The following is a 26,794-nucleotide window of genomic DNA, read 5'->3' on the forward strand; positions in this document are numbered from 1 at the left end:
GTCAGGCGCGGCCGACCCTGAGCAGCACCGCGCCCGCCAGCGTCAGCGCGGTCGACAGCACCTTGGCGAGGCTCAGCCTTTCGCCCAGCAGGAAAACGCCGATCATCAGCGCGAAGATGATCGAGGTTTCGCGCAACGCCGTGACCAGCGCAATGGGCGCCTGGGTGAAGGCCCAGACCACCAGCGCATAGGCGATGAACGAAGCGCCGCCGCCCAGGAACAGGGTGCGTTTGAGGGCGATCGAGCGTCCCAGCAGACCCGGCCGCCAGACCCGGGCGAGCCCGGCGAAGATCACCGCATCCAGCGCCGACAGCACGCCGTAATAGCCGAGCGCCGTTCCCGCCTGCCGCGCGCCCAACCCGTCCGTCACCGAATAGGCGGCGATGAAGCAGCCGGTTATCAGTGCCAGCACCGCGGCCTTGCCCTGCACGATCCCGTCGCCCCGCCGGACCAGGCTGACCGAGGCGATGCCGATGGAGATCATCGCCACCGCAGCGATTTCAAGGCTGGAGAAGGTGACGCCGAGGATGAAGGCCGAGGTCAGCGCCACCAGCAAGGGCGCCACGCCCCGGGCGATGGGATAGACCTGCGTCAGGTCGCCGAAGCGGTAGGATTGCATCAGGAAGACCTGATAGAGCATGTGCAGGACGACGCTGCCCGCGAGGTACGGCCAGCTTTCCGCCGCCGGAAAGGGCACGAAGGGCAGAAGCGCCGCGCCGAACAGGCCCTGCCCCACCACCACCGCGACCATGGCCGCGCTCTTGTCGGCGCCGCCCTTGACCAGCGCGTTCCAGGCCGCGTGCAGGGCAGCGGCGAGGATCACCACGGCGAAGACGAGGCCGGTCATTGGCGACACCCTTGCAGCGGGGCGGGGGAAAGGCGCATGGGATTCGGTCCGGTTATCTAGACAACTAGACACTTTCTAGCGCCCGCCCCCCGGCGATGCACGCGAAATCTGCCGGATTCAGCCGCGTGAGGCCGCCAGAAACGCCGCGCTGACCTTGGCCAGCGCCTCGGCCCTGAGGCGCGGCAGGTCGGCCAGCACCACGGGCGGGCCGTCTCCCGGCACCATCCACGCCGCCCAATCGGCATCGCTCATCTCTCGCCACTCCACATTCAGATGAATGCGGCTGTGGTCGAAAAGGTGCCGCAGCGCCCGGGGCGGCAGATGGGCGGCGAAATCGACCTCGGCCGGGTCGGGGACCAGCGAGGGCACCCCCTGCCCGGCCCGATGCGCGGCAATCGCCTCGCCCATCCGCCTCGCTTCCAGCGACAGAAGCGCAATCCGCCAGCCGAGCGAGGGCTGGTCCGGGCGATAGAGCGCCGCGTCGGGCGTGTCGTTCAGCAGCCGCGCGACCTGCGCGGTCAGGCGGCGGGCCTGCAACAGGTCCCCGGCCGGGGCGCCGGGCGCGTCATAGCGTGCGCCCGCCCCCTGCCGCTCGATCAGCGCCTGACGCGCGGGGTCGGTCACGGCCTCAGTCCTCGACAAAGGCGGTGCGGTCGAAATGCAGCCGCTCCATGATCGGCGCATCCGAGAAGTGGAAAAGGTCGAACTGCGTCTCGGCCTGCAGTTTCCACGGCACCCAGGACGGCACGACGAACATGTCGCCGATATCGAGCGCGTGCTCGACGCCCCCCAGCACCACCGAGCCCCGGCCGGAAAACACCTGAAACACCGACGACCCCACATCCCGCCGCATCCGGCTGGCGGCCCCGGCCCTGAGGCGGTGGAACTGGCAGCGGATCGTCGGCATCACATCGCCGCCGGTGGTCGGATTGACGTAGCGGATGCCGGCATGGCCCAGACTGTAGGTCGCGGGCTGGCCCTCGTCCTCCAGCAGCAGCTGTTCGGTCAGGGCGCGGTCGGTGTGTTCCCAGCGGAAGGCGGCCAACGGGCTGGAGACGGTATTCTCCAGCTTTGACAAGGGCCTGAGCCCCGGATGCGCCCAGAGCCTTTCGCCCTGACTGAAGCGCGGCGTCGCGTAATCCGTCACCCTGTCGGCGCCGAACTCGAAGAAGCCCACGTCGTTTTGCTTGCTGAACGGGATGTCCAGCCCGTCGATCCAGGCCATCGGCGCGTCGGTATCGTTGTGGTGGCCGTGGAAATTCCAGCCCGGCGTCAGCAGCAGATCGCCCCGCGACATGCGCACCGGATCGCCGTTGACCACGGTCCAGACGCCCTCGCCCTCGACCACGAAGCGGAAGGCGTTCTGCGCGTGGCGATGCTCGGGCGCGGTCTCGCGCGGGCCGAGGTACTGGATCGCGGCCCAGAGCGTCGGGCTGACATAGGCCGCGCCGCCAAGGCCCGGGTTCGCCAGCCCGATGGCCCGCCGCTCGCCGCCCCGCCCGACCGGGACCAGCGCGCCCGAGGCCTCGGCCAGCGGCAGCAGATCCTTCCAGCGCCACAGATGCGGCACCGCCCTGGGTTTGGGATGCATCGGCATCAGATCGCCCGTCTGGGTCCAGAGCGGGATCAGGTGATGATCGGCAAAGCCCTGATAGAGCGCGCGCAGTTCCGGTGTATCCTCGGGCTGCATGCCATGGGCGACGGTTTCGTGGGTCAGATCCTTGGTCATAGCGCAGCCTCGCTGAGGCCCGCGCGGGGCCCGATGGTGGTTGTCAGATCGCCCAGCCCCTCGATGCTGACCACGCAGATATCGCCCGGCACCAGCGCCCCCACACCCGCGGGCGTGCCGGTCATGATGAGATCGCCCGCCTTCAGCGCCATGGAGCGCGAGAGGATGGCGATGATCTCGGGCACAGTCCAGATCAGTTCCGAGAGGTCGGCGTCCTGCATCACCTTACCGTTGACCGTCAGCCGGATCGAGCCCGTCGCCGGATGCCCGACCTCGGCCGCCTTGCGGATCGCCGCGATGGGGGCCGAGCGGTCAAAGGCCTTGCCCCAATCCCAGGGCCGCCCCTTGTCGCGCGCCTCGAGCTGCAGGTCGCGGCGGGTCAGGTCATTGCCCACGGCATAGCCATAGACGTGATCCAGCGCCTGCCCCTCGGGGATGTTCACCCCGTCCTTGCCGATGGCCACGACCAGCTCGGCCTCGTAGTGGAAATTCGCCGTCTCGGGCGGATAGGCGACGGTCTCGCCATCGCCCAGCACCGCATCGGCGGGCTTGGTGAAGAAGAAGGGCGGGTCGCGGTCCGGGTCCTTGCCCATCTCGCGGGCATGGGCGGCGTAGTTGCGGCCGACGCAGAAGATCCGGCGCACGGGGAAGCGCGCCGCCTCGCCCACCACGGGCAGGCTGGGCGTCGGCATCGGGGCGAAAACGTAGTCCATGGGCATTCCTTTCGGCGGCTCAGCGCGCGGCGAGCGTCTGGCGGTCGATCTTGCCGGTGCCGGTCTTCGGCAATCCGTCGCAATATTCGATCAGGCGGGGGTATTTGAACGGCTGCAACCGCTCCTTGACGAAGGCGCGTATCGAGTCGTCCATCGCCGGGCCGGGCCGGGCGCCGCTCCGCAAATGCACGAAGGCGCGCAATGCCATGCGCTTGTCCTCCAGCGCATGGGCGAGGACGGCGCATTCATGGATATCGGGATGCTCGGCCAGGCATTTCTCGACCTCGCCGGGCCAGACCCATTGGCCCGAGACCTTGATGAGTTCATCGGCGCGGCCCTGGAAGTAGTAATACCCGTCCCGCTCGACGAAGCGGTCGCCGGTATAGATCCAGTCGCCGCGCATCGTGTCGCGGGTCTTGTCGGGCCGGTTCCAGTAGCTCGGCGCCGAGGAATGGCCGCGGACCTGCATCACCCCCTCCTCGCCCGGTCTGGCGGGCTCGCCCTCGGGCGTCAGCAACCGGATTTCGTAGCCCGGCACCCGGGCACCGGCCGCGCCCAGCCGGTGATCGTCCAGCCGGTTGGACAGGTAGACATGCAGCATCTCGGTCGAGCCGAGGCCTTCGGTCGGGCCATGCCCGGCGAGGCGCACCCAGCTCTTGTAGACATCCTCGGACAGGATCTCGGCCGCCGACATGCTTTGCCTGAGCGAGGAGAAATCGGCGCCCTCGGCCCGGGGGCTGCGGGCGATGGCGGTGAAGAGCGTGGGCAGGCCGAAGAAGACGGTGGGCCGGAAGCGTTCAATCGTGTCGATCACCGCCTCGGCCCGGGGCTGGCCGGGCATCAGCACGGTGGTCGCGCCGACAGAGAAGGGGAAGGTGAAGGCGTTGCCGAAGCCATAGGCGAAGAAGATCTTCGGGACGGAAAAGCACAGGTCATCGGGCGTCAGCCGCAGCACATGCCGCCCGAACGAGAGGTCCGAATAGGCCATGTCGTGATGCAGGTGGACAATCCCTTTGGGCCGCCCGGTCGAGCCCGAGGAATACATCCAGAAGGCCATGTCATCGGGCGCGGTATCGGCAGCCTCCAGCGTGGTCGGCTGACCTTGCAGGAACGCCTCGGCCCCCTCGAACCCCTCGGCCGCGCCATTCACCGTGATGACCCGGGCCACGTCGGTCCCGGCCAGCACCTCAGGCCCGAAATGCGCCGCCAGCGAGGCCTCACACAGCGCGATCCGGGCGCCGGTGTCCTTCAGGAAATAGTTCAGCGTCTCGTCCGGGGTCTGGGTGTTCAGGAGCACCGGCACGAACCCCGCCCGCACCGCGCCGAAGAAGGCGGCGGGATAGGCGGGCGTGTCATCGAGGAAGAAGGGAATCCGCGCGCCCCGCTGCAACCCGGCCTTGGTGAAGGCATTCCCCCAGCGTGCGGCCTCGGCGATCAACGCGCGGTAGGTCAGCGTGCCGGCGGGGCCGGTGACGGCGGGTTTGTCGGGGTTGCGGGTCAGGTTCTGCCACAGGATGTCCGAGCAATTCGGATGCGCGGCCTTGTCGAAGCCGATCTCCAAAGCGCCCGGCGTCCCCTCGCCCACCGGGTCGGTGATCGCATCGGGATGCGCCCGCTTCTCGGCCTCGTAGCGGGCGGCGAAGCCGGGGGCGAGCTTGCGCAGCCGGTCCATGTCCACCCGGCCCGAGCGGGTGATGTAGTCGAAGGCGAAATCAAGCGGCGCCTTTTCCATCCGGGCGCCGAAATCCTCGTACCACCCGGCCGAGGTATTCGCCGCATCGACGATCTTGCGGGCAATCGGCAGGCGCGTGGCCTCGAACCGCGCCAGCCCCTCGCGCCAGTCGTCCGTCCCGGCCAGCGCCTCGACCAGTGCGATCACATCCTCGAAGGCCAGCCGCGTGCCCGAGCCGATGGAGAAATGCGCGGTATGCGCCGCGTCGCCGACGATGACGTAGCGGTCATGCACCCAGCGCCGGCACCAGAGACGCGGGAACTGCCGCCAGACCGACTTGTTGGTAATCAGCTCGGCCCCGTCCAGCACCTCGGCGAACAGTTCCTGACACAGCGCCGCGCTGGCCTTTTCGTCCATCTGCCCGAAGCCGTAGCGCTCGAAGGTCTCGTGTTCGCATTCGACGATGAAGGTCGAGCGGTCGGGCGCAAAGCGGTAGTGATGCGCGTTCATCGGCCCCTTGGGGGTGCGGATGAAGCTCTGGGTCAGGGTGTCGAAGGGCCGCGTCGCCCCGAACCAGGCGAAATGGCAGTTGAAATGCTCGATCTCGGGCGCGAAATCGGCCTTGAAACTGCGGCGCACCAGCGAATTCAACCCATCCGCGCCCAGCACCACATCCGCCTCCAGCGCCGAAAGGTCCGTGATCGTGGTGTCGAAGCGGATGTCGATGCCCAACCCCTCGGCGTGCGCGCGCAGGATCTCGATCAGCTCCAGCCGACCCAGCGCCGTGAAACCCACCCCGTCCAGGATCACCCGATCCTCGGGGTGGTTCAGCGTCATGTTCTGCCAGCGTTCCATATGCGGCACGATCAGCGCGTGCATCTCGGGGTCCGAGGCGCGCAGGAAATCGAGCGCCTGATCCGAGAAGACCACCCCGAAGCCGAAGGTCGCCCCCTTCGGGTTCTGCTCGTACACGGTGACCTGAACCTGCGGCATTTTCCGCCGCATCAGGATCGCCGCATAGAGGCCCGCGGGCCCGCCCCCCACAATCGCCATGCGCTTGAGCTGCGCCATCGTCTTCCCCTCCCGACCGAACACGTGTCGGGCGGGACGTTAGGAAATAATTCCTCAGGATGCAACCGATTCCGCATAGGGGAATTATGCCGACGGTTTCCGGCTGCCGGAGCGTTGTTTGTCGGGGCCGCCACTGGTATCAACGCCGGACCAGAACGGGGACCGGGCGGATGACGAAAGAGTCGAAGGACAGCGGCGCGGGCGGGGGCATCCAGTCGCTGGACGCGGCGCTCAAGGTGCTGGCGCATATGGCCCGCGCCGGTGGCCCGATCTCGCTGACCGATCTGGCGCGGGAAACCGACATGCCGCCCAGCAAGGTGCACCGTTACCTCGCGTCCTTCCTGGCGGCGGGATTGGTGGCGCAGGGCGGGCGATCGGGCAAATACGACCTCGGGCGCGGCGCCATCGACCTTGGCCTCGCCGCGCTGGACCGGCACGATTTCGTCAACGCCCCCTCGGCCCATCTGGGCGATCTGCGCGAGGAAACCGGGCTTACCGTGCTGCTGTCGGTCTGGGGCGCGGGCGGCGCGACCGTGGTCCGGTGGGAGCGCGCGGCCTCTCCCGTCGTCACCTCGATGGGGCTGGGCACCACCCTGCCGCTCCTCAATTCCTCGACCGGGCGGGTGTTCCTGGCCTATGGCCCCCGCCCGCCGATGGAGCATCAGCTGGGCCTGGAGCTGGCCCGCGCCCGCAAGACGCCCGAGATCCTGTCCGACGCCGAGCCCAGCCGCGCCGGGATCGAGGCGCTGGCCGAGAGGGTCCGCGCGCAGGGCTATGCCACGGTCTCGGGCGATTACATCCCCGGGCTGGCGGCGGTGGCGGCGCCGCTTCTGGACTGGCAGGGGCAGGCGCAGGCGGTCATCACCCTGATTGGCACCAGCCGCGAGACGATCCGCGAGGGTGCCCCGCCGATCGCCCGCCTGCTCGATTTCTGCCGCGCCCATTCCTTCGCGCCCCTCGGCGCGAAGGGCTGAGCGCCCTCAGGGCTGGCGTTGCAGGGACAAGCTGCCGCCATCAGGGGCGATCAGGGTGACGCCGGCCGTCGCCAGATCCAGAACGACCTCCAAGGGCTGCCCCAGCAGGCTGAAGATCGCCTGTTCCTGCTCGCCCAGCGCGCCCGGGCAGGCCATGCGGGTGCTGGCCAGCGGCCCCAGCGTCAGCACGCTGCCTTCCTGCGTGGCCTCGCCGCCGAAGCGGTTGCAGCCGCTGGTCCCCGAGACCCGCCCGCCCTCCTCGAACAGGATCGCCGGCTCATCGACCGTCGCCGCGCCCGAGACGGCGGTAATGGCCCAGCCGACGCCCGGCGCTTCCCGAGGCGCATCCTCGGCCCCGGCCCCCAGAGGCAGAAGCGCGAAAGCCCCCGCAACCAGCACTGTGATTGATTTCATGACGTAACCCTTTCCGTCTGCGTCCCTGGGACGATTGTGCGGGGGCAGACTGGCAGGTTCGGGACGATTCTTGAACGCGGACCGGCCGGGAGGGAGGGAATTCCGCTCATCGGCGGCCTCTGCCACCCTGATCCGCATGCACCTGACAGTCTCCTGCACCACCGAAGCCAGGACCAACCCTCGGCCGACAGACCGGGCCGGGCCCAACGCCAGCGCAGGGCAGAGGCCGGGCGAGAAAGACAGGCTGAACCGCGGAGAGAGAACGCTGACCCCGAAAGCATCGGCGTCCAGCGAAGTGATTGGTGCCCGAGGCGAGATTCGAACTCGCACACCCGTTAGGGCGGAGGATTTTGAATCCCCTGCGTCTACCGTTCCGCCACTCGGGCCCGATGCGGGGCTTAGCGCGGCCCGAGGGCGCGGTCAACGGGGCAACCGGGTCGGACCGCACTCGCCGCCCTTGACGTACCCCGGCGACTGGGGCACGGAGTGGGCGACCCGCTGACCGGAGCCATCATGCTGCGCCGCCTTTACGACTGGACCATCGCGCTTGCCGCGCATCCACGGGCGCTCTGGGCGCTCGCCTTCGTCGCCTTCATCGAGAGTTCGGTCTTTCCGATCCCGCCCGATGCGCTGATGATCCCGATGATCATCGCCACCCCGCGCCGGGCCTTCCTGATCGCCGGGGTCGCGACGATCTCGTCGGTGCTGGGCGGGCTTTTGGGCTATGCCATCGGCGCGCTGGCCTTCGACCAGCTCGGCTATCCGATCCTGCAGGCGCTGGGCAAGGGCGATGCGGTGCTCGAATTCAACGAGCGCTTCAACGACCTCAGCTTCTGGCCGGTGCTGATCGCCGGGCTCACGCCCTTCCCCTACAAGGTCATCACCATCATGTCGGGCTGGACCGGGCTGTCGCTGACCACCTTCGTCGTTACCTCGATCCTGGCGCGGGCCGGGCGCTTCTTCCTGGTCGCGACGCTGCTGCATTACTTCGGCGCACCGATTCGTGACTTCATCGAGCGTCGCCTGGGGTTGATGACCGTGCTGTTCGTGGTGTTACTCCTCGGCGGATTCTTTGCCGTGAGGTACCTGTGAGAGATTGGTCGCTCGCTTCGCTTGCGGGGCTCGGATCGGCGGCGCTGCTGGGCGGCGCGCTGTTCTTTCAATACGTTGTGGGGCTTGCTCCCTGCGAGCTCTGCATCCTGCAGCGCTGGCCGCATCTGGTGGCCTTCGTCATCGGCGTCATCGTGTGGTTCTTCCCCCGCGGCTGGCTGATGGGCCTCGGCGCGCTGGCCGCGGCCACCGCCAGCGGCCTCGGGATCTATCACACCGGGGTCGAGCGCGGCTGGTGGGAAGGTCCGACTGCCTGTTCGGGCACGGTGGACCTGACCACGCTGACCCCGCAGCAGGCGCTGGAGGCGATCATGGGCGCGCCCGTGGTCCGCTGCACCGATGTGGCCTGGGAGATGCTGGGCCTGTCGATGGCCAGCTGGAACGCGATCCTCTCGGCGGTGCTGGTCGGCGTCTGGATCATCGCCATGCGCCGGGCCTGAGGCGGGCGGTGCGTGCAAGCACGCACCCTACGGATGAGAACGGCCGCGCTTTCGGGCGCGGCCGTTTCCCGTTCCGCCGGTAGGGTGCGTGCTTGCACGCACCGTTCCACCTATCCCGTAGGGTGCGTGCTCGCACGCACCATCCCCCTCACCCGACCAAAGGATCCACCGCCGCCAGCACCGGGCGCGTCAGATCCGCGAGGCTCTGTTTCTGCCGCCCTGCCCCGTCGAAATTCGCCGGATCCAGCCAGGTCTCGAACGCCGCTTTCAGCGCGGGCCATTCGAGGTCGATCGCCGCGTACCAGGCCGTGTCGCGGTTGCCGCCCTTGACCACGCCCGCCTGCCGGAACACGCCCTCGAAACTCATCCCGAAGCGCTGCGCCGCCCGGCGCGAGGGCAGGTTCGCCGCGTGGCATTTCCACTCGAACCGCCGGTAGCCCGCGTCAAAGCTCCATTCCATCAGCCGGTAGACCGCCTCGGTCGCCTCGCGCGTGCGTTGCAGCCGGGGGGCGAAGGTCAGCCAGCCGGTCTCGGCCGAGCCCGCCCGCGGGTCGATCCGCATCAGGCTGAGCGTCCCGCCCAGCCGCCCGTCGGCCATCCGCACCGCGTAATGCAACGGGTCCCAGCCCAGCCGCGCGGCATCGAGCCAGCCGATGTAGGACCCCAGATCCTTGTGGGGTCCGGCGGGCAGGTAATCCCACATCGCGCCCCCATCCTCGGCATAGGCCGCGAACAGATCCGCCGCATGCTCGCGCCCCAGCGGTTCGAGGGTCACGTAGCGGCCCCTGATCGGCGTGCGGGGCGGCAGTTGCGGGGGGATCCAGGCGGTGAGATCGGTCATGGCGTCATTCCCTGTTGCCCCCCAGCGTTAGCGCAACCCCGGTCACAAGGAAAGGCCGCACCCCGACAGGGATGCGGCCCTCGGCTGGTGGCTTCATGGTGCCGCGAGGGGCGCGGCCTCACCAGCGTCCCTGCGGCCAGCTCGGGCAGAGCCCGAACAGCCGGTTTTCACATTCGCGGCAGCCTTCGGGCATGACGCGACGTTCCGGCGCCAGCGGCGCGGCGCGGCGGATGCGGGTCCGGCTCAGCACAGCACGCGCTCCATCTCGTCCCAGTCGTCGTGGCGCCAGCGGGGGTGGACGATGGCCGCGAACATCTGGCCGAAGACCTCGGTCGGCATCGCCGCCTTCATGCCGGTCACCGTGGCGATCCGCTCGCTGCGGGTCGCGGCGCCCAGCATGACGCGCATGAAGGGCACCATCACCTCGGGCGCGATGGACGAGACGATGGAATGCTCGATCCCGTCGATCTCCTCGGCCGAGAAATGCTGCGCGATCAGCGGCATGAGGCGGGTTTCCTCTTCGTGCATATGCTGGAAATCCTCGGCCACGAAGAGGGCGAAGCGCTGATAGAGGCGGCGCAAGGCCCCGGCGCGGGCGGCGGGCGCGGCCGCCGAGACCGCCGCCGCCAACTGGCGCAGCTCGATGAAGCTCTCGAGGTGATGCTCGTGATCCTCGTCGGCATGGTCCGAGCCGCCGGGCACGCGACGGTCGACCAGGGCGTGGATCTTGGCATTCTCGTGCTTGAGGTGGATGAGGCAGGTGTCGAGGTGCTGCGAGAGCCGCCCCAGCACCGCCCCGACCTCGCCGTCGTCGGCAGCGTCCGACTGGCCCAGCGCGATCAGCATGCGCGCATTGGCCAGCCGGAGCCCCTTGTGCACCGCGTAATACAGATCGCGGACCGCGGATTCAGCGGGTTTGAAATCGGTCTTGGCGTTCATGGTTTTCTCCTAAGGATTTCCCGTTGCCGGGCGAATGCCGGGGAGGTACAGGGCTTTCCTCCTCCGGGAAACGGTGACAAACCGGAATCAGTCTCCGGTAGAATCGGACAATCACGATGGACCATCTGCGCGCCATGCGCCTCTTCCTGCGGATCGCCGAGCTTGGCACCCTGACCGCCGCCTCGACCGACCTCGGCTATGCCAAGGGCGCGGGCTCGGCGGTGCTGGCCGAGCTGGAAAGCTATCTCGGCGTGCAACTGGTCGAGCGCACGACGCGGCGCCTGAGGATCACCGAGGACGGGCTGCTCTACCTCGAACGGGCCCGCCGCATCCTGGCCGAGGTCGAGGATATGGAGGCCGAGATCGGCAGCGCCGAGCGCGCCGTGCGGGGCACGCTGCGGGTGCAGCTGCCGGCCGGGATCGCCCGGCTGATCGCCCCCAACCTGCCCGCCTTCATGGCCGAGCATCCGGGCCTCTCGCTGGAGATCCTGTCGCGCAACGAATTGCCGGATTTCGTGGGTCAGGGGCTGGATGCGGCGGTCTATGTCGGCGAGGTGCCCGATCTGGGCGTGGTCGCCCGCCCCGTCGGCCGCCTGCCGATGCTGACCGTCGCCACGCCGGAATACCTGGCCCGCCACGGCACGCCGCGCCGCGTCGAGGATCTGAAAACCCATCAATGCATCGGCTTCCGCTCGCCCCGCTCGGGCGAACAGATGGGCTGGCGGTTCATGGTGAACGGGCAGGAAATCAGCTTCGTCCCCGTCAGCCGCCTGACCTTCGAGGCCGCCGATGCCGCCCGGGCGGCGATCTTCGGCCATGGCGGGCTGATGCAGATCGGCAGCTACATCGTCTATCGCCAGATCCGCAACGGCACCCTGGTCAGCGTGCTGGACGAGTTCCGCGCGGCGGGCGGCATGGCCCATCTGCTGCACCCGCGCCACCGGCACAAGCCCCGCAAACTCAAGGTGTTCGAGGATTTCCTGCTGCGCCAGAACCGCGATTTCCGCCGCCGCTGGAACATCCGCAGCGAGTGAAATTCAGAAGCTGAAACCCGGCGGGTAATCGTGCAGCCCGTCGATGTCGGCCTTGCCGACCTCGGCCCCGGCGGCGCGCAAGAGCGCATAGGCCGTGGTCAGGTGGAACCAGAAATTCGGCAGGCCGAAGCGCACCAGAAAGTCACCGGCGCTCAGGTCCAGATCGGCAAAGCCCGCGCGTTCGCGGTAGCGCCGGGTCGCCGCGCCCTCGAAGGCCACGTCCGGCAGGTCCAGCGCCCCCCGTGCCGCAGCGATCCGGCGGCGCAAATCGTCGAGGTCGGGCGTGGCCGCGGGCGGCTCGGGCAGCGGCTGGTCGGCCAAGGGCAGCGCGATGCGCAGGGCGAATTGCACCGCCGTGCGCACCTGCTGGGCGAAGGTGAACATGTCGGGCGCGAGGCGGCTGGACAGCAGCGCCGCCAGCCTGTCCTCGGGCCAATCCGCCACCCGCCCCAGCATCCCGTCGAGCCGCATCAAGGCCTCGTCGAGGCTGCGCACGGCGTCGAGGAACAGGCGGTCGGCCGGGCTCAATCCTTGGGCACCACCCGGAGGCGCAGCTCACGCAGCTGCTCGTTGGTGGGATCGGACGGCGCGTTCATCATCAGATCCTCGGCCCGCTGGTTCATCGGGAACATGATGACCTCGCGGATGTTCGCGGTATCGGCCAGCAGCATGACGATCCGGTCGATGCCCGCCGCGCAACCGCCGTGCGGAGGGGCGCCGTATTTGAACGCCTTGACCATGCCGCCGAAGCGTTTCTCGACCTCGGAGGCGGGATAGCCCGCCAGTTCAAAGGCCTTGAACATGATCTCCGGCTTGTGGTTGCGGATCCCGCCCGAGATCAGCTCGTAGCCGTTGCAAGCGAGGTCGTATTGATAGGCATGGACCTTGAGCGGGTCGCCCATCAGCGCCTCCATGCCTCCCTGCGGCATCGAGAAGGGGTTGTGCGAGAAGTCGATCTTGCCGGTTTCCGGGTCCTTCTCGTACATCGGGAAATCGACGATCCAGGCGAAGCGGAAGCTGTTCTCGTCCGCCAGACCCAGTTCGCGGCCGATCTCGTTGCGGGCCCGGCCGGCGACGGATTCGAACTGCTCGGGCTTGCCGCCGAGGAAGAAGGCCGCATCGCCCTCGCCCAGACCCAGTTGTTGGCGGATCGCCTCGGTCCGCTCGGGGCCGATGTTCTTGGCCAGCGGCCCCGCGGCTTCCATCGCCCCGTCATCGCCCTTGCGCCAGAAGATATAGCCCATGCCGGGCAGCCCCTGCTGTTGCGCAAAGGCGTTCATCCGGTCGCAGAACTTGCGGCTGCCGCCGGTGGGCGCCGGGATGGCGCGGATTTCGGTGCCCTCATTCTCCAGCAGTTTGGCGAAGATGGCGAAGCCCGAGCCGCGGAAATGTTCGGAAACCACCTGCATCTTGATCGGGTTGCGCAGGTCGGGCTTGTCCGAGCCATACCACAGCATCGAATCCTTGTAGGCGATGCGCGGCCAGTCGGCATCGACCGTCTTGCCCTCGCCGAACTCCTCGAAGAGGCCCTGAATGACCGGCTGCACGGCGGCAAAGACATCTTCCTGCTCGACAAACGACATCTCGACGTCGAGCTGGTAGAAATCGGTCGGCGAACGGTCGGCGCGCGGGTCTTCATCGCGGAAACAGGGCGCGATCTGGAAATAGCGGTCGAAGCCCGCCACCATGATGAGCTGTTTGAACTGCTGCGGCGCCTGCGGCAGGGCGTAGAACTTGCCGGGATGCAGGCGCGACGGCACCAGGAAGTCGCGCGCCCCTTCGGGCGAGGAGGCGGTGATGATCGGCGTCTGGAATTCGTTGAAACCCGCGTTCCACATCCGGTTGCGGATCGAGCGGACGACATTCGAGCGCAGCATCATGTTCTTGTGCAGCCTGTCGCGGCGCAGGTCGAGGAAGCGGTAGGTGAGGCGCGTCTCCTCGGGGTAGTCGGGCTCGCCGAAGACGGGCAGCGGCAGCTCGCCCGCCTCGCCCAGCACGCGCAGGCCCTGGGCATAGACCTCGATCTCGCCGGTCGGGATCTTGGCGTTGACCAGCGCGGCATCGCGCGCCTTCACCCGCCCGTCGATCGAGATGACCCATTCGGCGCGGACCTTCTCCAGATCCTTGAAGGCCGGGCTGTCGCTGTCGGCCAGCACCTGGGTGATGCCGTAATGGTCGCGCAGGTCGATGAACAACACGCCCCCGTGGTCGCGGACCCGGTGGACCCAGCCCGCCAGCCGGACGGTATCGCCGACATGCGCCTTGTTCAGATCGGCACAGGTATGGCTGCGGTAGGGGTTCATCGCGGGCTCCGGGGGCTGGAAACAGACTGCCCGGATACACTCCGTCAGGCCCCGGAAGTCAAGCCCGGCCCCCGTTCGCAGGCCTTATTCCGATGCGGTATCGCCTGCGCCGAAGAAGACGCCGTCGCTGAGAACCTGCGCCACCGTGTCGCGCTTCACCATGCCGGCCTTGGCGGCATAGGCATAGGTCAGCGCCAGATCGCAGAGCTGGTTGATGAGCCGCGGCACGCCGCCCGTCGCCTCGTGGATCAGTTCCGCCGCCTGACGGCTGAAGATGTTGGGATTGCCCCCCGCCTGCCGGATGCGCGAGGCGATGTAGCCCGCGGTCGAGGCCGCATCGAGCCGCGGCAGGTGGTAGCTGGCCGAAACCCGCTGCGCGAATTGCACGAGGTCGGGGCGGCGGACCACGGCACGGAGTTCCGGCTGGCCGACCAGCAACAGTTGCAGCACCTCGTCGCGCCCGGCGTTGATGTTGGTCAGCATGCGCAGGTCTTCCAGCGCGTCGCGGTTGAGGTTCTGCGCCTCGTCGATGACCAGCAGCACCCGGTTGCCGCGCCGATGTTCGCCCAGCAGGAATTCCTGCACCACGGCGAAGACATCGGCGCTGTCGCCGCCCGGGGGCACCGTCAGCCCCAGCGCCGCGCAGACCCGGCGCAGCACGTCGTTCACCCCCGGCCGCGCGTTCGAGATCATGCCGATCGTCACGCCCTCGCCCAGGCTGTCGATGAAATGATGCAAAAGCGTGGTCTTGCCCGCGCCGATCTCGCCGGTCAGCAAGGTGATGGGCGCGCGCGTGGACAGGCCGTAATCCAGCATCGCATAGGCGCCGCGATGTTCGGGCGACCAGAACAGGAACTCGGGATCGGGGGCCAGCGCGAAGGGACGTTCGCGCAACCCGAAATGCTCCAGATAGTAATTCAGCGCCTGTGCCATGCCCATTCCGGTGGTGTTGCCGGTTATCGTTGCCCCCGCCGACCCCACCCCCGAGGGGGGCCAGGAAGCGGACGTCTTGATCCGGGGATATAGGGCAAGTTTGTCACCAATACCAAATTCTCAAGGCGCTTTCAGGGCAGGGCTCCAGCGGGAGTGATTCGCGCGCTCCCGCATTAGATGTAAATTTTTCATATTTTCCCGTTGCACGGGTATCCGCTTCGACGGGGCTCCGCGCCGGCCCTCGGGCTTGACGCAACGGCATTGTCGCGGCCCTCCGAACGATCCCTGCAATACAGACAGATCTTTGCAGAGTGAGGCGCAGTCTGCAGCGCCGCCCGCTGGTTCCCATCTGGAAACAAACCGTTTTCTATGCAATTTAGACAATCTCGCCTCAATTTGTTTTTTTCGTGGCACGTCTGCGGCTAAAAGGGGGGCGAGACTGTCGGAAGGCGCCTGGGGGGGTGTCCGGCCGATCCCGAAACCTCTTTGGGTGCTGCCATGACCCTTCATTACCGGGCCTTGCCCGACCTCACCGGGGTCGATCTCGGTCCCCTGCCTGCGTCCTCGGTCTTTCCGGTCTGGGGCGACGGAGCTTCGACCCATTCCCACCGGCATCTGCCGCAACCGGCCGCCCTGCTGCCGGCGCTGAAGGGCGATTACGCGCTGGTCGTCAAACGCCTGCTCGACATCGCGCTGGCTTCGGTGGCGCTGGTTCTGGCCGCGCCCGTCCTGGTGCTGCTGGCGCTGGCGCTCTGGGCCGAAAGCGGCAACCCCGTCTATTCGCAGCTGCGGCTGGGCAAGGACGGGCGGCTCTTCCGCATGTACAAGCTGCGCACCATGGTGCCCGGCGCCGAGGCCCGGTTGCAGGAATATCTGGACCGCGACCCGGCGCTCAGGGCCGAATGGGAGCTGACGCAGAAGCTGAAGAAAGACCCCCGCATCACCCCGGTGGGTCGACTGCTGCGCAAGACCTCGATGGATGAGCTGCCGCAACTGGTCAATGTGCTGCTGGGCGACATGAGCCTGGTCGGTCCGCGGCCGATGCTGCCCGAACAGATGCCGCTCTACCTGAACCCGCCCGCCTATCTGGGCCTGCGCCCGGGGATCACCGGCCTGTGGCAGGTGTCCGCCCGCAACGAGGAAAGCTTCGAGCTGCGCGCCATCATCGACCTGCGCTATGCCCAGCGGCTCTCGTTCTGGACCGACGCCAGGATCATCGCCGCCACGGTCAAGGCGGTGTGGCGGGCCACGGGCTATTGATCGCGCGCCGCGGGCCGCGGCCCTTGCCGTCGCCCGCCGCGCCTGCCATGCCTGTGCCATGACCGACCGCCCCGTCCTTCCCGCCGCACCCCGCCCGGCCCCGATCGTTCTGGCGATCGCCGGGCTTTGCGCGCTTTTCGAACTGGCCTTCACCCTCGCCGACCTGCCGATGGTCGGATACGAGGGGCTGCGCCGCGCGGCGCTGGTCTATGGTGCCTTCTGGCCGGGCCTGTTGCAGGATTGGGAGCCGGTCTTTCCCGGCCAGCCCGTCACCATGTTCATCAGCTACGCCTTCCTGCACGGCGGCTTCCTGCACATGCTGTTCAACATGCTGGTGATGATCGCCCTGGGACGCGAGGCGGTGGCCCGGCTCGGTCAGGGCGGGTTCCTGCTGGCCTTCCTCATCACCGCCATCGGCGCGGCGGGGACCTATTACCTTCTCGACAGCACCGGTACGCCGATGCTGGGTGCCTCGGGCGCGGTCTTCGGCTTTTTCGGCATGCAGGTCTATTGGGACGTGCAGATCCGCCGCGCGCGCGGGCTGTCGCTGGATCAGCCGGTCCGGCTGGTCATCGGGCTGGTCGTCATGAACGTGCTGCTCTGGGCGCTGGTCTCGGGAATGCTGGCCTGGCAGGCGCATCTGGGCGGTTTTGTCACCGGGGTGGTGCTGGCCGCGCTGGTCACGCCGACGCTGAACCACCGGCACCGGAGCGGCCGTCGCGGCAATTGACAAACCGGCATTCCACCGTTGCAATCGTCGGTGAAATGCGCCCTAGTATCAGAATATGATCAAATAATGTCGGAGTCCCCTTGACCACCGCGCCCAACGCCGCCCCTGCCCCCGCCCCGACCGCCGTTCCGGTGATCGCGATACAAGGGCTGCACAAGGCCTATGGGACGCTCGAGGTGCTCAAGGGCGTCGATGTCAAGGCGATGCCCGGGCAGGTCATTTCGCTGATCGGCTCTTCGGGCTCGGGCAAATCCACGCTGCTGCGCTGCTGCAACCTGCTGGAGGACAGCCAGCAGGGCGAGATCCTGTTCGAGGGCGAGGCGGTGCGCTGGCGCGGCGCCGGGCTGGAGCGTCACCCCGCAGACCGCGCCCAGGTCGCGCGGATCCGCACCAACCTGTCGATGGTGTTCCAGAACTTCAACCTCTGGTCGCACATGACCGTGCTGCAGAATGTCATGGAAGCGCCGGTGACGGTGCTGAAACAGGACCGCGCCACGGTCGAGGCCCGGGCCCGCGCCCTGCTGGCCAAGGTCGGCATCGGCGACAAGGCCGATGTCTATCCGGCGCAGATGTCGGGCGGCCAGCAGCAGCGCGCGGCCATCGCCCGCGCGCTCTGCATGGAGCCGCGCGCGCTGCTCTTCGACGAGCCGACCTCGGCCCTGGACCCTGAGCTGGAACAGGAGGTCGTGCGCGTCATCAAGGCGCTGGCCGACGAGGGGCGGACGATGCTGATCGTCACCCATGACATGCGGCTCGCCGCCGACGTCTCGGATCACGTCATCTTCCTTCATCAGGGCCTGATCGAGGAGGAAGGCCCGCCCGGCACCCTGTTCGGCGCGCCGAAATCGCAGCGCCTGCAGCAATTCCTCAGCGCCAGCCAACCGGCCTGAGGCAACAAGAACAACAAACCGTCCAACAGAGGAAACACACTCATGAAGAAACTGCTTCTTTCGGCCGCGATCCTCGCGCTGGGCACGAGCGGCGCGCTGGCCCAATCCGTCATCCGGCTTGCCACCGAGGGCGCCTACCCTCCCTATAACTTCGTCAACGAATCCAACCAGCTGGAAGGTTTCGACATTGATGTCGGCAATGCGGTCTGCGAACGGGCCGGGCTCACCTGCGAATGGGTGCAGAACGATTGGGATTCGATCATCCCCAACCTGGTCAGCGGCAATTACGACGCCATCGTCGCCGGGATGAGCGCGACCGAGGCCCGCGCCGAAGTCATCTCCTTCTCGCAGGCCTACAAGCTGCCCGATCCCTCGGCCTATATGGCGCTGGCCGGCACCGATGCCTCGGTGATGACCGAGGGCGTGATCGCGGCCCAGTCGAACACCTTCCAGGCCGACATGGTCGCCGAAACCAGCGCCACGCTGGTCGAATTCGCCAGCCCCGACGAGACCATCGCCGCGGTGCGCAACGGCACCGCCGATGCGGTGCTGGCCGACCGCGAATTCCTGATGACCTATGTCACCGATTCGAACGGCGAGTTCGAACTGCTGGCCACCGTCCCCTCGCCGGGGGATGGCGTGTCGATCGGCCTGCGCCAATCCGACACCGAACTCCGCGCAACCTTCGACGCGGCACTTGACGCGATGAAGGCCGACGGGTCGCTGAACGCGCTCCTCGTCCAATGGTTCGGCGAAGAAACGCTGCTCTTCGACTGATCCCCAGAGACGGCCCCGGCCCGGCATCGCCGCGACCGGGGTCAAGCCTCGGTGCCCGATGTTTTCGTTCTGCGCTGACCCCTCGACCCTGTCGGACTGGCCGTGGATGGCCTGTTACCTGACCACGGCCTCGCATCTGGCGCTCTATCGCTCGGTGCTGGTCGTGCTGGTCCTGCTGGCGCTGGCGGCGCCGCTGGCGCTGGGCATCGGCTTTCTGGGCGCGCTGGCCATGCGCTCGCGGAACGCGCTGCTGCGGCCGCTCGGCACGCTCTATGTCTCGATGGTCCGGGGCGTGCCGGACATCATCTTCTTCCTCTTCGTGCCCTTCGCCATCGACCAGGGCGTCGAATACGCCCGCCACCGGATCCTGTGCCCCGACTGGGACCAGCCGGTGCGGCAAGGCAATGATTTCATCGTCTGCGCCGCGGCCAAGATGCCGCTGGCGACCGATCCGGCCTGGGTGCATGACCTCTGGGGCTTCCTGCTGGCGCTCGCCGCCTTCGCGCTGGTCTTCGGCGCCTTCGCCGCCAACACGCTGCAGGGCGCCATGGCGGCCGTGCCGCGCGGCCAGCTGGAAACGGCCGAGGCCTATGGCATGACCCCGGGCCAGGCCTTCCGCCGGATCCTGCTGCCGCAGATGTGGGTCTATGCCCTGCCGGGCCTGTCGAACCTGTGGATGATCCTGACCAAGGCCACGCCGCTTCTGTTCCTGCTCGGCATCCAGGATGTGGTCTATTGGGCGCGCGAGCTCGGCGGGCAGAAGACCGGGGTCTATGCCTATCCGCATCCCGACTGGCGGGTGTGGTATTTCATGGGCGTGCTGGCCTTCTACCTGCTGCTGACCTGGTCCAGCCAGAAGGTCTTCGACCGGCTGATGGTGCGGATGAGCCACGGCCAGGCGACCGCGGGCGGCGAAGCGCTGCGGAGGGCCGGCGCATGACCTTCGAGAGCTGCGCCGAGAGCTTCCGCGGCCTGATCCTGCGCTCGATGGGGCGGGAATTCGGCGACCGGCTCCTGCCCCGGGGGCTGGAGATCGACACCTGCGATCAGGTGTTCCTGATCGCCTCGGGGCTGGTGTGGAACGTCTATTTCGCCACCCTCGCGCTGTTTTTCGGCTTCTTCCTCGCCACCGCCGTGGCGCTGGGCAAGGCCAGCCCCCGCGCCTGGGCCCGCAAACCGGCCGAGGCCTTCGTCTTCCTGTTCCGCGGCTCGCCGCTCTTCGTGCAATTCTTCTTCATCTACGAGGCGCTGGTCCTGCTCCCGCGTGAGGGGATCACGCTGGCCGGCATCACCCTCGACACGCAATGGACCACCCGGGCCTGGGCCGGGGCGCTTTTCGTCCTCTTCCTCAATACCTCGGCCTATACGGCCGAGATCTTCCACGGCGCGCTGAAGGCCATCCCCAAGGGGGATCTGGAAGCCGCCGACGCCTACGGCCTGACCGGCTTCGCCAAGTTCCGGCGGGTGGTCTGGCCGACGATGCTGCGCCTTGCCTGGCCCAGCTACACCAACGAGGCCATCTTCCTGTTGCACGCCACGACCTTGGTGTTCTTCTCGGCCTTTCCCGCCTGGCAGCAGATGGGCGACGCCCTCTATTATGCCAATTACTTCGCCGCGCAGACCTTCAACCCGTTCATCGCCTACCCGCTCGTCGGACTCTATTTCATCCTGATGACCCTGGCGGTGATCGGCCTTTTCGGCGCGGTCAACCGGCGGCTCAACCGGCATCTCCCGCGCGAGGCGCGGGCCCGTTTCCGGTTCCGTCCGCAATATATCAGGTGAATCATGCGTGATTGGCTCCGCCATCACCCCGACGTCCGTACCATCCGCGTTGCCGCCGCCGACCTCAACGGTCAGGCGCGGGGCAAGCGCATCCCGGTCCGCTTTGCCGACAAGATCGTCGAGGAGGGCACGCGCTTTCCCTTCTCGGTCATGAACCTCGATATCTGGGGCGAGGATATCGAGGACAGCCCGCTGGTCTTCGATTCGGGCGATGCCGATGGCGTGCTGAAACCCACGGAACGCGGCTTCCTGCCCATGCCCTGGCTCGAGGCGCCGACCGCGCTGCTGCCGATCTGGATGTTCCACGAGGACGGCAGCCCCTTCGCGGGCGATCCCCGCCACGCGCTGGCCCGGGTGGTCGAGCAATTCCACGAGCGCGGCATGTTCCCGGTCTGCGCCACCGAGCTCGAATTCTACCTGATCGACGATTCGGGCCGCGAGCTGCGCGTGCCGCCCTCGCCCCGTTCCGGCAAACGCAGGCCCGGTGCCGATACGCTGGCCCTGCGCGCGCTCGACGCGTTCGACCGTTTCTTCACCGATCTTTACGATTGCTGCGAGGTGATGGACATCGACGCCGACACGGCGATTTCCGAGGCCGGGCCCGGCCAGTTCGAGGTCAACCTGCTGCACTCGGCCGATGTGCTGAAGATCGCCGACGATACCTGGTTCTTCAAGATGCTGGTCCGCGGCCTCGCCCGCCGCCACGGCTTTGCCGCCAGTTTCATGGCCAAACCCTACGAGGATTGGCCGGGCAACGGCATGCACATGCATTTCTCGGTCACCGACGGGGCGGGCAAGAACCTGTTCGATGACGGCACGCATGGCGGCTCGCATCTGCTGCATCAGGCGGTCGCCGGGTGCCTCAAGGCGATGCCCGGCACGACGCTGCTGCTGGCGCCCCATTACAACAGCTACGACCGTTTCGAGCCCGGCGCCCATGCGCCCACCGGCATCGCCTGGGCCTATGAAAACCGCACGGCCGCGGTGCGCATCCCCTCGGGCAGCCTCAAGGCACGGCGGATCGAGCATCGCGTGGCGGGGGGCGACATCAACCCCTATCTGATGATGGCGGGCGTCCTGGGCGCGGCGCTGATCGGCATCGAGGACGGGCTCACCCCGCCCGCGCCCATTAGCGGCAATGCCTATGAACTCGATCTTCCGCAGATGCCGACAACGTGGCAGGATGCGATCGACACCTTCGAAAGCAGCCCCGAGATGAAGCGCATCTTCGCGCCGCAACTCATCGAGAACCTTGTCCGGACCAAGCGCCAGGAACTCCGCTACATGGCGGAGATGACGCCGACGGAAGTGCTTGACCTCTATCTCGACACCGTTTGAGGACCCTATGAAGATCGGCATTCTGCAAACCGGCGACGCCCCCCAGGGGCTGGAATCCCACGGCACCTATCCCGACATGTTCGAGACGCTGCTGGCGGGTCAGGGCTTCACCTTCGCCCGCTGGCGGGTCAATGCGATGGCGTTTCCGGCCTCGGTCACCGAGTGCGACGGCTGGCTCATCACCGGCTCGCGCCATGGCGTCTACGAGGATCACCCGTTCATCGCGCCGCTGGAGCAGTTCATCCGCGACGCCATCGCCCGCGACATCCCGGTGGCCGGCATCTGTTTCGGCCATCAGATCATGGCCCAGGCGCTGGGCGGCAAGGTCGAGAAATACCAGGGCGGCTGGGCCGTGGGCCCGACCGAGTACGATTTCGGCGGCGAGACGGTCACGCTGAACGCCTGGCATCAGGACCAGGTGACCGAGTTGCCGCCCGGCGCCCGGGTCACCGCGACCTCGCCCTTTTGCCAATACGCAGGGCTGGCCTATGGCAAGACCGGCTATTCGGTGCAGCCCCATCCCGAATTCGGCGATGGCTTCGTCGGCGATCTGATCGATGCGCGCGGGCGCGGGGTGGTGCCCGACCCGCTCCTTGACGCGGCGCGGGCCCGTCTGGGCGCGGGACCCGACAGCGCCGTCATCGCCCGGCAACTCAGCGACTTTTTCAAGGCCGCCCATGCGGAGCGGCAACAGACCGTCAAATGACGGATTTCCACAGGACTGACCCATGACCAACTGGACCACCAAGATCCCCGAGGCGGCCCGTGATTTCCTCGCCGGGCGCCGCCTGGACGAGATCGAATGCATCCTGCCCGATATCGCCGGCGTGGCGCGGGGCAAGGCGATGCCCGCCTTCAAATTCGACAAGCAGACGCATTTCTATCTGCCGACCTCGATCTTCCTGCAGACCATCACCGGCGAATGGGCCAATGCCCCGGGCGGCGAGGACGAGTACAAGGAACCGGACATGACGCTGGTCCCGGATTTCTCGACCGCCACCGCCGCGCCCTGGACCGCCGACATCACGCTGCAGATCATCCATGACGCGATGACCCAGACCGGCGCCCCGGTGCCGACCGCGCCGCGCAACGTGCTGAAACGCGTCCTCGACCTCTATGCCGCCGAGGGCTGGAAGCCGGTCGTGGCGCCCGAGATGGAATTCTATTTCGTCGAGCGCAACACCGACCCCAACATGCCGATTTCCCCGCCCATGGGACGTTCCGGCCGCAAGGCCGCGGCGAAACAGGCCTATTCCATGTCGGCGGTCGATGAATACGGCAAGGTCATCGACGACATCTACGATTACGCCGAGGCGATGGGGCTGGAGATCGACGGCATCCTGCAGGAAGGCGGCGCCGGTCAGGTCGAGATCAACCTCGCGCATGGCAACCCGGTCGATCTGGCCGACCACATCTTCTTCTTCAAGCGGATGATCCGCGAGGCGGCGCTGCGCCACGATTGCTTTGCCACCTTCATGGCCAAGCCGATCGAGGGCGAGCCGGGCTCGGCCATGCATATCCATCACTCGGTGGTGGATCTGAATACCGGCAAGAACATCTTCTCGGCCGAGGACGGGTCGGAAACGCCTGCCTTCCTGCATTTCATCGCCGGGATGCAGAACCACCTGCCCGCCGCGGTGGCGCTGCTCGCGCCCTATGTGAACAGCTACCGCCGCTACGTCCCGGATTTCGCCGCGCCGATCAACCTGGAATGGGGCCGCGACAACCGCACCACGGGGCTGCGGGTGCCGATCTCGGGCCCCGAGGCGCGGCGGGTGGAGAACCGGCTCGCGGGGATGGATTGCAACCCTTACCTCGGCATCGCGGCGTCCCTCGCCTGCGGCTATCTGGGGCTGAAGGAGAAGAAGGACCCGCGCCCCGAATGCCGGATCAACGCCTATATGGGCGAGGACGAGCTGCCGCTGACCCTGGGCGACGCCATCGACCTGCTGGTCGAGGACACGGCGATGACCGAGGTGCTGGGCCCGGATTTCGTGGCGCTCTATGCCTCGGTCAAGCGCGACGAATACAAGGAATTCCAGCAAGTGATCTCGCCCTGGGAGCGCGAACATCTGCTTTTGAACGTGTGACGAAAGCGGGGGGCTGCTCGCCCCCCGCACCCCCTCGCCAGAGGGGGGAGCACGCTCCCCCCTCTGGACACCCCCCGTGCGTATTTGGGACAAGATGATGCAGGGGCGTGGTTTGGCTTGGCGGGGTCCGGCGCTTCGGCTATGCGGGTTTCATGGAATTGCGCGTGACGGATCTGGCCTGCGCCCGGGGCGGGCTGCCCTTGATCGAGGGGCTGAGCTTTGCCGTCGCAAGCGGCGAGGCGCTGGTGCTGCGCGGGCCGAACGGGTCGGGCAAGACCACGCTGCTCAGGACGCTCGCCGGGTTGCAGCCGGCGCTGAAGGGCGAGATCACCTGCCCGCCCGAAGAGATGGCCTATGCCGCCCATGCCGACGGGCTGAAATCCACCCTGACCGTGGCCGAGAACCTGTCGTTCTGGGCGGAGATCCATGGGCAGAGGGACATCACCGGGGCGCTTGAGGCGATGAACCTGACCGATCTCGCCGGGCGGCAGGCGCAGCATCTGTCGGCCGGGCAGAAGCGGCGTCTGGGGCTGGCGCGGCTTCTGGTCACCGGGCGCTGGCTCTGGGTGCTGGACGAGCCGACGGTCTCGCTGGACGCGGCATCGGTCGCGCTGTTCGCGGGCGTGGTGCGGGATCATCTGGCTGCGGGCGGCGCGGCGCTGCTGGCCACGCATATCGACCTCGGCCTGCCCGAGGCGCGGGTCTTGGACCTCGCCCCCTACCGGGCCGAGCTGCCGCCGGACCTCGGCTTCGATGAGGCCTTCCTGTGACCGCGCTGCTGATCCGCGACCTGAGGCTGGCAATGCGCGCGGGCGGCGGCTTCGGGCTGGGGCTGGGGTTCTTCCTGATCCTCGCCGTGCTGGTGCCGCTGGGCGTCGGTCCCGATACCGGCACGCTGGCGTTGATCGCGCCCGGGATCCTCTGGGTCGGGGCGCTGCTCGCGTGCCTCCTGTCGCTGGACCGGCTGTTCGCGCTGGACCATGAGGACGGCTCGCTCGACCTGCTGGCGACCTCGCCCATCCCGCTGGAGGGCGTGGTCGCGGTGAAGGCGCTGGCCCATTGGCTGACCACCGGGCTGCCCTTGGCGCTGGCTGCGCCGGTGCTGGGCATCCTGCTGAACCTGCCGGGGCCCGCCTTCGCCCCGCTGATGCTGTCCCTGCTGCTGGGCACCCCGGCCCTGAGCGTGATCGGCGCTTTCGGTGCGGCGCTGACCGTGGGGCTGAAACGCGGCGGGCTGCTCATGTCGCTGCTGGTGCTGCCGCTCTATGTCCCGACGCTGGTCTTCGGCGCTCAGGCGGTAAGCCGCGCCGCGCAGGGGCTCGACGGCTCGACCGCACTGCTGCTGACCGCCGGGATCACCGCCGGATCCGCCGCCCTGCTACCCTTCGCCGCAGCCTTCGCGCTGCGCATCAATCTGCGCTAGGATCACGCCCGTGTGGCTTGAGCCCCGCCCCCGGACACATTAGGAAACCTGCATGGCATCGCTCTGGGAATACGCCAATCCGGTCAAGTTCATGCGGCTCTCGGGCTGGCTGATGCCCGTGAGCGCGCTGCTCGCGGCCGGGCTGATCGTCACCGGGCTGGTCTGGGGCTTTTTCTTCACCGAGGCCGATTACCGCCAGGGTGCCAGCGTCAAGATCATCTTCCTGCATGTCCCCTCGGCGCTGATGGCGATCAATGCCTGGGCCATGATGCTGATCGCCTCGCTGATCTGGCTGGTCCGGCGCCACCATGTCAGCGCGCTGGCCGCCAAGGCCGCCGCCCCCATCGGCGCCACCATGACGTTGATCGCGCTCATCACCGGGGCGATCTGGGGCCAGCCGATGTGGGGCACCTGGTGGGAATGGGACCCGAGGCTGACCTCGTTCCTGATCCTGTTCCTGTTCTACCTCGGCTATATCGCGCTCTGGTCCGCCATCGAGGATACCGATACCGCCGCCGACCTGACCGCCATCCTCTGTCTGGTCGGCTCGGTCTTTGCCGCGCTCTCGCGCTATGCCGCGCTCTTCTGGAACCAGGGCCTGCACCAGGGGGCCTCGCTCAGCGTGGCGCCCGGGACGCGGATGGACTGGGCCTACAAGGCGCCGCTCTATCTGTGCATGGCGGGCTTTGCCCTGCTCTTCCTGGCGCTGGTTCTGGCCGGCACGCGGACCGAGATCCGCGCGCGGCGCGCCCGCGCCCTCATGACCCGTGAAAGGGCCCGTGCCTGATGCCCGACCTTGGCCCCTATGCCACCGAAGTGACGCTCGCCTATGCCGTATCGCTGGGCCTGATCGCGGCGCTGATCCTGTGGAGCTGGGCCCGCGCGCGCCGTGTCAGGCGCGAGCTGGCCGCCCTCGAAACCCGAACGCCCCGAGGCTGAGATGAAGATCAACCCCCTCCTGCTGCTGCCGCCCGTCCTGCTGGCCGGTTTCGTCGCCTTCGTTGCCGTCGGCAATTTCCGCGAGGACCGCAACGACCTGCCCTCGGCCCGCGCCGGGCATCAGGCGCCCGCCGTGGCCCTGGCGCCGCTGGAAGAGCTGCCGCTTTTCACCGACGACATGCTGCGCACCGGCGAGGTGACGCTGGTCAATTTCTGGGCCTCGTGGTGCCCGCCCTGCCGGGCCGAGGCCCCGGTGGTCGAGGCGCTGGCCCATGAAGGGCTGACCGTGCTGGGCGTGAACTATCGCGACGAGCCCGACCGGGCGATGGATTTCCTTGACGAACTGGGCAACCCCTATGCCGCGATCGGCGCCGATCCCCGGGCCCGCATGGGCCTCGACTGGGGCGTGGTCGGCCTGCCCGAGACCTTTGTGGTCGATGGCGAGGGCAATATCCTGATGCGCCACGCCGGCCCCCTGACCGAGGAGGTGGTGGAGCAGCGCCTGCGCCCGGTGATCGAACGCGCCCAGGGCCGGGCCAGCTGAG

Annotated in this window: 30 protein-coding genes and 1 tRNA gene; 18 read left to right on the top strand and 13 right to left on the bottom strand. The window is 67.8% G+C overall.

Annotated features, from left to right (window positions below; translation table 11 throughout):
* Position 1 precedes the first annotated feature (1 nt).
* From DDE23_RS17670 to DDE23_RS25740, 5 genes are all read right to left on the bottom strand, one after another.
* On the bottom strand, positions 2–847 hold the full coding sequence (locus tag DDE23_RS17670; RefSeq protein WP_107751852.1) for a DMT family transporter: 846 nt from the start codon (positions 845–847) through the stop codon (positions 2–4).
* A gap of 117 nt (positions 848–964) precedes the next feature.
* A complete protein-coding gene (locus DDE23_RS17675; protein ID WP_157958068.1) occupies positions 965–1,471 on the bottom strand; it encodes a maleylpyruvate isomerase N-terminal domain-containing protein in 507 nt (168 codons plus the stop codon).
* 4 nt (positions 1,472–1,475) lie between these two features.
* Positions 1,476–2,576 carry a cupin domain-containing protein gene (locus tag DDE23_RS17680; RefSeq protein ID WP_107751854.1) on the bottom strand — a complete coding sequence of 367 codons (1,101 nt, stop codon included), beginning with the start codon at positions 2,574–2,576 and terminating at the stop codon, positions 1,476–1,478.
* Positions 2,573–3,289, bottom strand: a complete 717-nt coding sequence (locus DDE23_RS17685) for a fumarylacetoacetate hydrolase family protein (protein WP_107751855.1) — start codon at positions 3,287–3,289, stop codon at positions 2,573–2,575. Before DDE23_RS17685 ends, DDE23_RS17680 begins: the two co-directional genes overlap by 4 nt.
* Positions 3,290–3,308: 19 nt before the next feature.
* A complete protein-coding gene (locus DDE23_RS25740; protein WP_107751856.1) occupies positions 3,309–6,032 on the bottom strand; it encodes a benzoate-CoA ligase family protein in 2,724 nt (907 codons plus the stop codon).
* A gap of 170 nt (positions 6,033–6,202) precedes the next feature.
* On the opposite strand from DDE23_RS25740, the gene DDE23_RS17695 reads away from it, so the two are divergent.
* Positions 6,203–7,006 carry an IclR family transcriptional regulator gene (locus DDE23_RS17695; protein WP_107751857.1) on the top strand — a complete coding sequence of 268 codons (804 nt, stop codon included), beginning with the start codon at positions 6,203–6,205 and terminating at the stop codon, positions 7,004–7,006.
* Positions 7,007–7,012: 6 nt separating this feature from the next.
* Here the strand turns inward: DDE23_RS17695 and DDE23_RS17700 are convergent, their stop codons facing one another.
* Entirely contained in the window at positions 7,013–7,420 is a 408-nt protein-coding gene (locus DDE23_RS17700) for an META domain-containing protein (protein ID WP_157958069.1), read from the bottom strand.
* 300 nt (positions 7,421–7,720) lie between these two features.
* A tRNA-Leu gene (locus DDE23_RS17705) sits at positions 7,721–7,806 on the bottom strand.
* Positions 7,807–7,933: 127 nt separating this feature from the next.
* Between DDE23_RS17705 and DDE23_RS17710 the strand changes: the two genes are divergently transcribed.
* On the top strand, positions 7,934–8,512 hold the full coding sequence (locus DDE23_RS17710) for a YqaA family protein (protein WP_107751990.1): 579 nt from the start codon (positions 7,934–7,936) through the stop codon (positions 8,510–8,512).
* The gene (locus DDE23_RS17715; protein ID WP_107751859.1) at positions 8,509–8,970 is read left to right on the top strand and encodes a disulfide bond formation protein B; all 462 of its coding nucleotides are present in this window, start codon (positions 8,509–8,511) and stop codon (positions 8,968–8,970) included. Before DDE23_RS17710 ends, DDE23_RS17715 begins: the two co-directional genes overlap by 4 nt.
* 148 nt (positions 8,971–9,118) lie before the next feature.
* Here the strand turns inward: DDE23_RS17715 and DDE23_RS17720 are convergent, their stop codons facing one another.
* The 3 genes from DDE23_RS17720 to DDE23_RS17725 all read right to left on the bottom strand — a co-directional run bounded on the left by DDE23_RS17720 (position 9,119) and on the right by DDE23_RS17725 (position 10,750).
* Positions 9,119–9,811: a GNAT family N-acetyltransferase gene (locus DDE23_RS17720; RefSeq protein WP_107751860.1), complete on the bottom strand. Its 693-nt coding sequence runs from the start codon at positions 9,809–9,811 to the stop codon at positions 9,119–9,121.
* Between the two features lie 118 nt (positions 9,812–9,929).
* The gene (locus DDE23_RS25745; RefSeq protein WP_272947888.1) at positions 9,930–10,061 is read right to left on the bottom strand and encodes a hypothetical protein; all 132 of its coding nucleotides are present in this window, start codon (positions 10,059–10,061) and stop codon (positions 9,930–9,932) included.
* Positions 10,055–10,750: a hemerythrin domain-containing protein gene (locus DDE23_RS17725; RefSeq protein WP_107751861.1), complete on the bottom strand. Its 696-nt coding sequence runs from the start codon at positions 10,748–10,750 to the stop codon at positions 10,055–10,057. Before DDE23_RS17725 ends, DDE23_RS25745 begins: the two co-directional genes overlap by 7 nt.
* Before the next feature lie 116 nt (positions 10,751–10,866).
* On the opposite strand from DDE23_RS17725, the gene DDE23_RS17730 reads away from it, so the two are divergent.
* Positions 10,867–11,784, top strand: a complete 918-nt coding sequence (locus tag DDE23_RS17730) for a LysR family transcriptional regulator (RefSeq protein WP_107751862.1) — start codon at positions 10,867–10,869, stop codon at positions 11,782–11,784.
* 3 nt (positions 11,785–11,787) lie between these two features.
* Here DDE23_RS17730 and DDE23_RS17735 read toward each other — a convergent pair whose 3' ends face one another.
* The 3 genes from DDE23_RS17735 to DDE23_RS17745 form a co-directional block, all read right to left on the bottom strand.
* Complete coding sequence (locus DDE23_RS17735; RefSeq protein WP_107751863.1) at positions 11,788–12,312, bottom strand: DUF1993 family protein; 525 nt, start codon at positions 12,310–12,312, stop codon at positions 11,788–11,790.
* Complete coding sequence (gene aspS / locus DDE23_RS17740; RefSeq protein ID WP_107751864.1) at positions 12,309–14,087, bottom strand: aspartate--tRNA ligase; 1,779 nt, start codon at positions 14,085–14,087, stop codon at positions 12,309–12,311. The genes DDE23_RS17735 and aspS overlap by 4 nt, the downstream gene beginning before the upstream one ends.
* Positions 14,088–14,171: 84 nt before the next feature.
* Complete coding sequence (locus DDE23_RS17745) at positions 14,172–15,020, bottom strand: ExeA family protein (protein WP_107751865.1); 849 nt, start codon at positions 15,018–15,020, stop codon at positions 14,172–14,174.
* A 498-nt stretch (positions 15,021–15,518) separates the two neighbouring features.
* Between DDE23_RS17745 and DDE23_RS17750 the strand changes: the two genes are divergently transcribed.
* The 14 genes from DDE23_RS17750 (at position 15,519) to DDE23_RS17815 (ending at position 26,793) form a co-directional block, all read left to right on the top strand.
* Positions 15,519–16,280: a sugar transferase gene (locus tag DDE23_RS17750; protein ID WP_107751866.1), complete on the top strand. Its 762-nt coding sequence runs from the start codon at positions 15,519–15,521 to the stop codon at positions 16,278–16,280.
* 58 nt (positions 16,281–16,338) lie between these two features.
* Positions 16,339–17,010, top strand: a complete 672-nt coding sequence (locus DDE23_RS17755) for a rhomboid family intramembrane serine protease (RefSeq protein ID WP_157958071.1) — start codon at positions 16,339–16,341, stop codon at positions 17,008–17,010.
* An 80-nt stretch (positions 17,011–17,090) separates the two neighbouring features.
* On the top strand, positions 17,091–17,900 hold the full coding sequence (locus tag DDE23_RS17760) for an ABC transporter ATP-binding protein (RefSeq protein ID WP_107751868.1): 810 nt from the start codon (positions 17,091–17,093) through the stop codon (positions 17,898–17,900).
* 42 nt (positions 17,901–17,942) lie between these two features.
* Positions 17,943–18,677, top strand: coding sequence for a transporter substrate-binding domain-containing protein (locus tag DDE23_RS17765; RefSeq protein WP_107751869.1), 735 nt, complete (start codon positions 17,943–17,945; stop codon positions 18,675–18,677).
* Between the two features lie 58 nt (positions 18,678–18,735).
* Positions 18,736–19,617, top strand: a complete 882-nt coding sequence (locus tag DDE23_RS17770; protein WP_107751870.1) for an ABC transporter permease — start codon at positions 18,736–18,738, stop codon at positions 19,615–19,617.
* Positions 19,614–20,459: an ABC transporter permease gene (locus DDE23_RS17775; RefSeq protein ID WP_107751871.1), complete on the top strand. Its 846-nt coding sequence runs from the start codon at positions 19,614–19,616 to the stop codon at positions 20,457–20,459. The genes DDE23_RS17770 and DDE23_RS17775 overlap by 4 nt, the downstream gene beginning before the upstream one ends.
* 3 nt (positions 20,460–20,462) lie before the next feature.
* Positions 20,463–21,797 (top strand): glutamine synthetase family protein, encoded by a 1,335-nt coding sequence (locus DDE23_RS17780; RefSeq protein ID WP_107751872.1) that lies wholly within the window; start codon positions 20,463–20,465, stop codon positions 21,795–21,797.
* A 7-nt stretch (positions 21,798–21,804) separates the two neighbouring features.
* On the top strand, positions 21,805–22,503 hold the full coding sequence (locus DDE23_RS17785) for a type 1 glutamine amidotransferase (RefSeq protein ID WP_107751873.1): 699 nt from the start codon (positions 21,805–21,807) through the stop codon (positions 22,501–22,503).
* 22 nt (positions 22,504–22,525) lie between these two features.
* On the top strand, positions 22,526–23,887 hold the full coding sequence (locus DDE23_RS17790; protein ID WP_107751874.1) for a glutamine synthetase family protein: 1,362 nt from the start codon (positions 22,526–22,528) through the stop codon (positions 23,885–23,887).
* 152 nt (positions 23,888–24,039) lie between these two features.
* A complete protein-coding gene (gene ccmA / locus DDE23_RS17795) occupies positions 24,040–24,657 on the top strand; it encodes a heme ABC exporter ATP-binding protein CcmA (protein ID WP_107751991.1) in 618 nt (205 codons plus the stop codon).
* Entirely contained in the window at positions 24,654–25,310 is a 657-nt protein-coding gene (gene ccmB / locus DDE23_RS17800) for a heme exporter protein CcmB (protein WP_107751875.1), read from the top strand. Before ccmA ends, ccmB begins: the two co-directional genes overlap by 4 nt.
* 52 nt (positions 25,311–25,362) lie before the next feature.
* Positions 25,363–26,097: a heme ABC transporter permease CcmC gene (gene ccmC, locus DDE23_RS17805; protein WP_107751876.1), complete on the top strand. Its 735-nt coding sequence runs from the start codon at positions 25,363–25,365 to the stop codon at positions 26,095–26,097.
* On the top strand, positions 26,097–26,249 hold the full coding sequence (gene ccmD / locus DDE23_RS17810) for a heme exporter protein CcmD (RefSeq protein ID WP_107751877.1): 153 nt from the start codon (positions 26,097–26,099) through the stop codon (positions 26,247–26,249). The genes ccmC and ccmD overlap by 1 nt, the downstream gene beginning before the upstream one ends.
* A gap of 1 nt (position 26,250) precedes the next feature.
* Positions 26,251–26,793, top strand: a complete 543-nt coding sequence (locus DDE23_RS17815; RefSeq protein ID WP_107751878.1) for a DsbE family thiol:disulfide interchange protein — start codon at positions 26,251–26,253, stop codon at positions 26,791–26,793.
* The last annotated feature ends 1 nt before the right edge of the window (position 26,794 follow it).

The sequence above is a fragment of the Pararhodobacter aggregans genome, assembly GCF_003075525.1.
Taxonomy (GTDB): Bacteria; Pseudomonadota; Alphaproteobacteria; order Rhodobacterales; family Rhodobacteraceae; genus Pararhodobacter; species Pararhodobacter aggregans.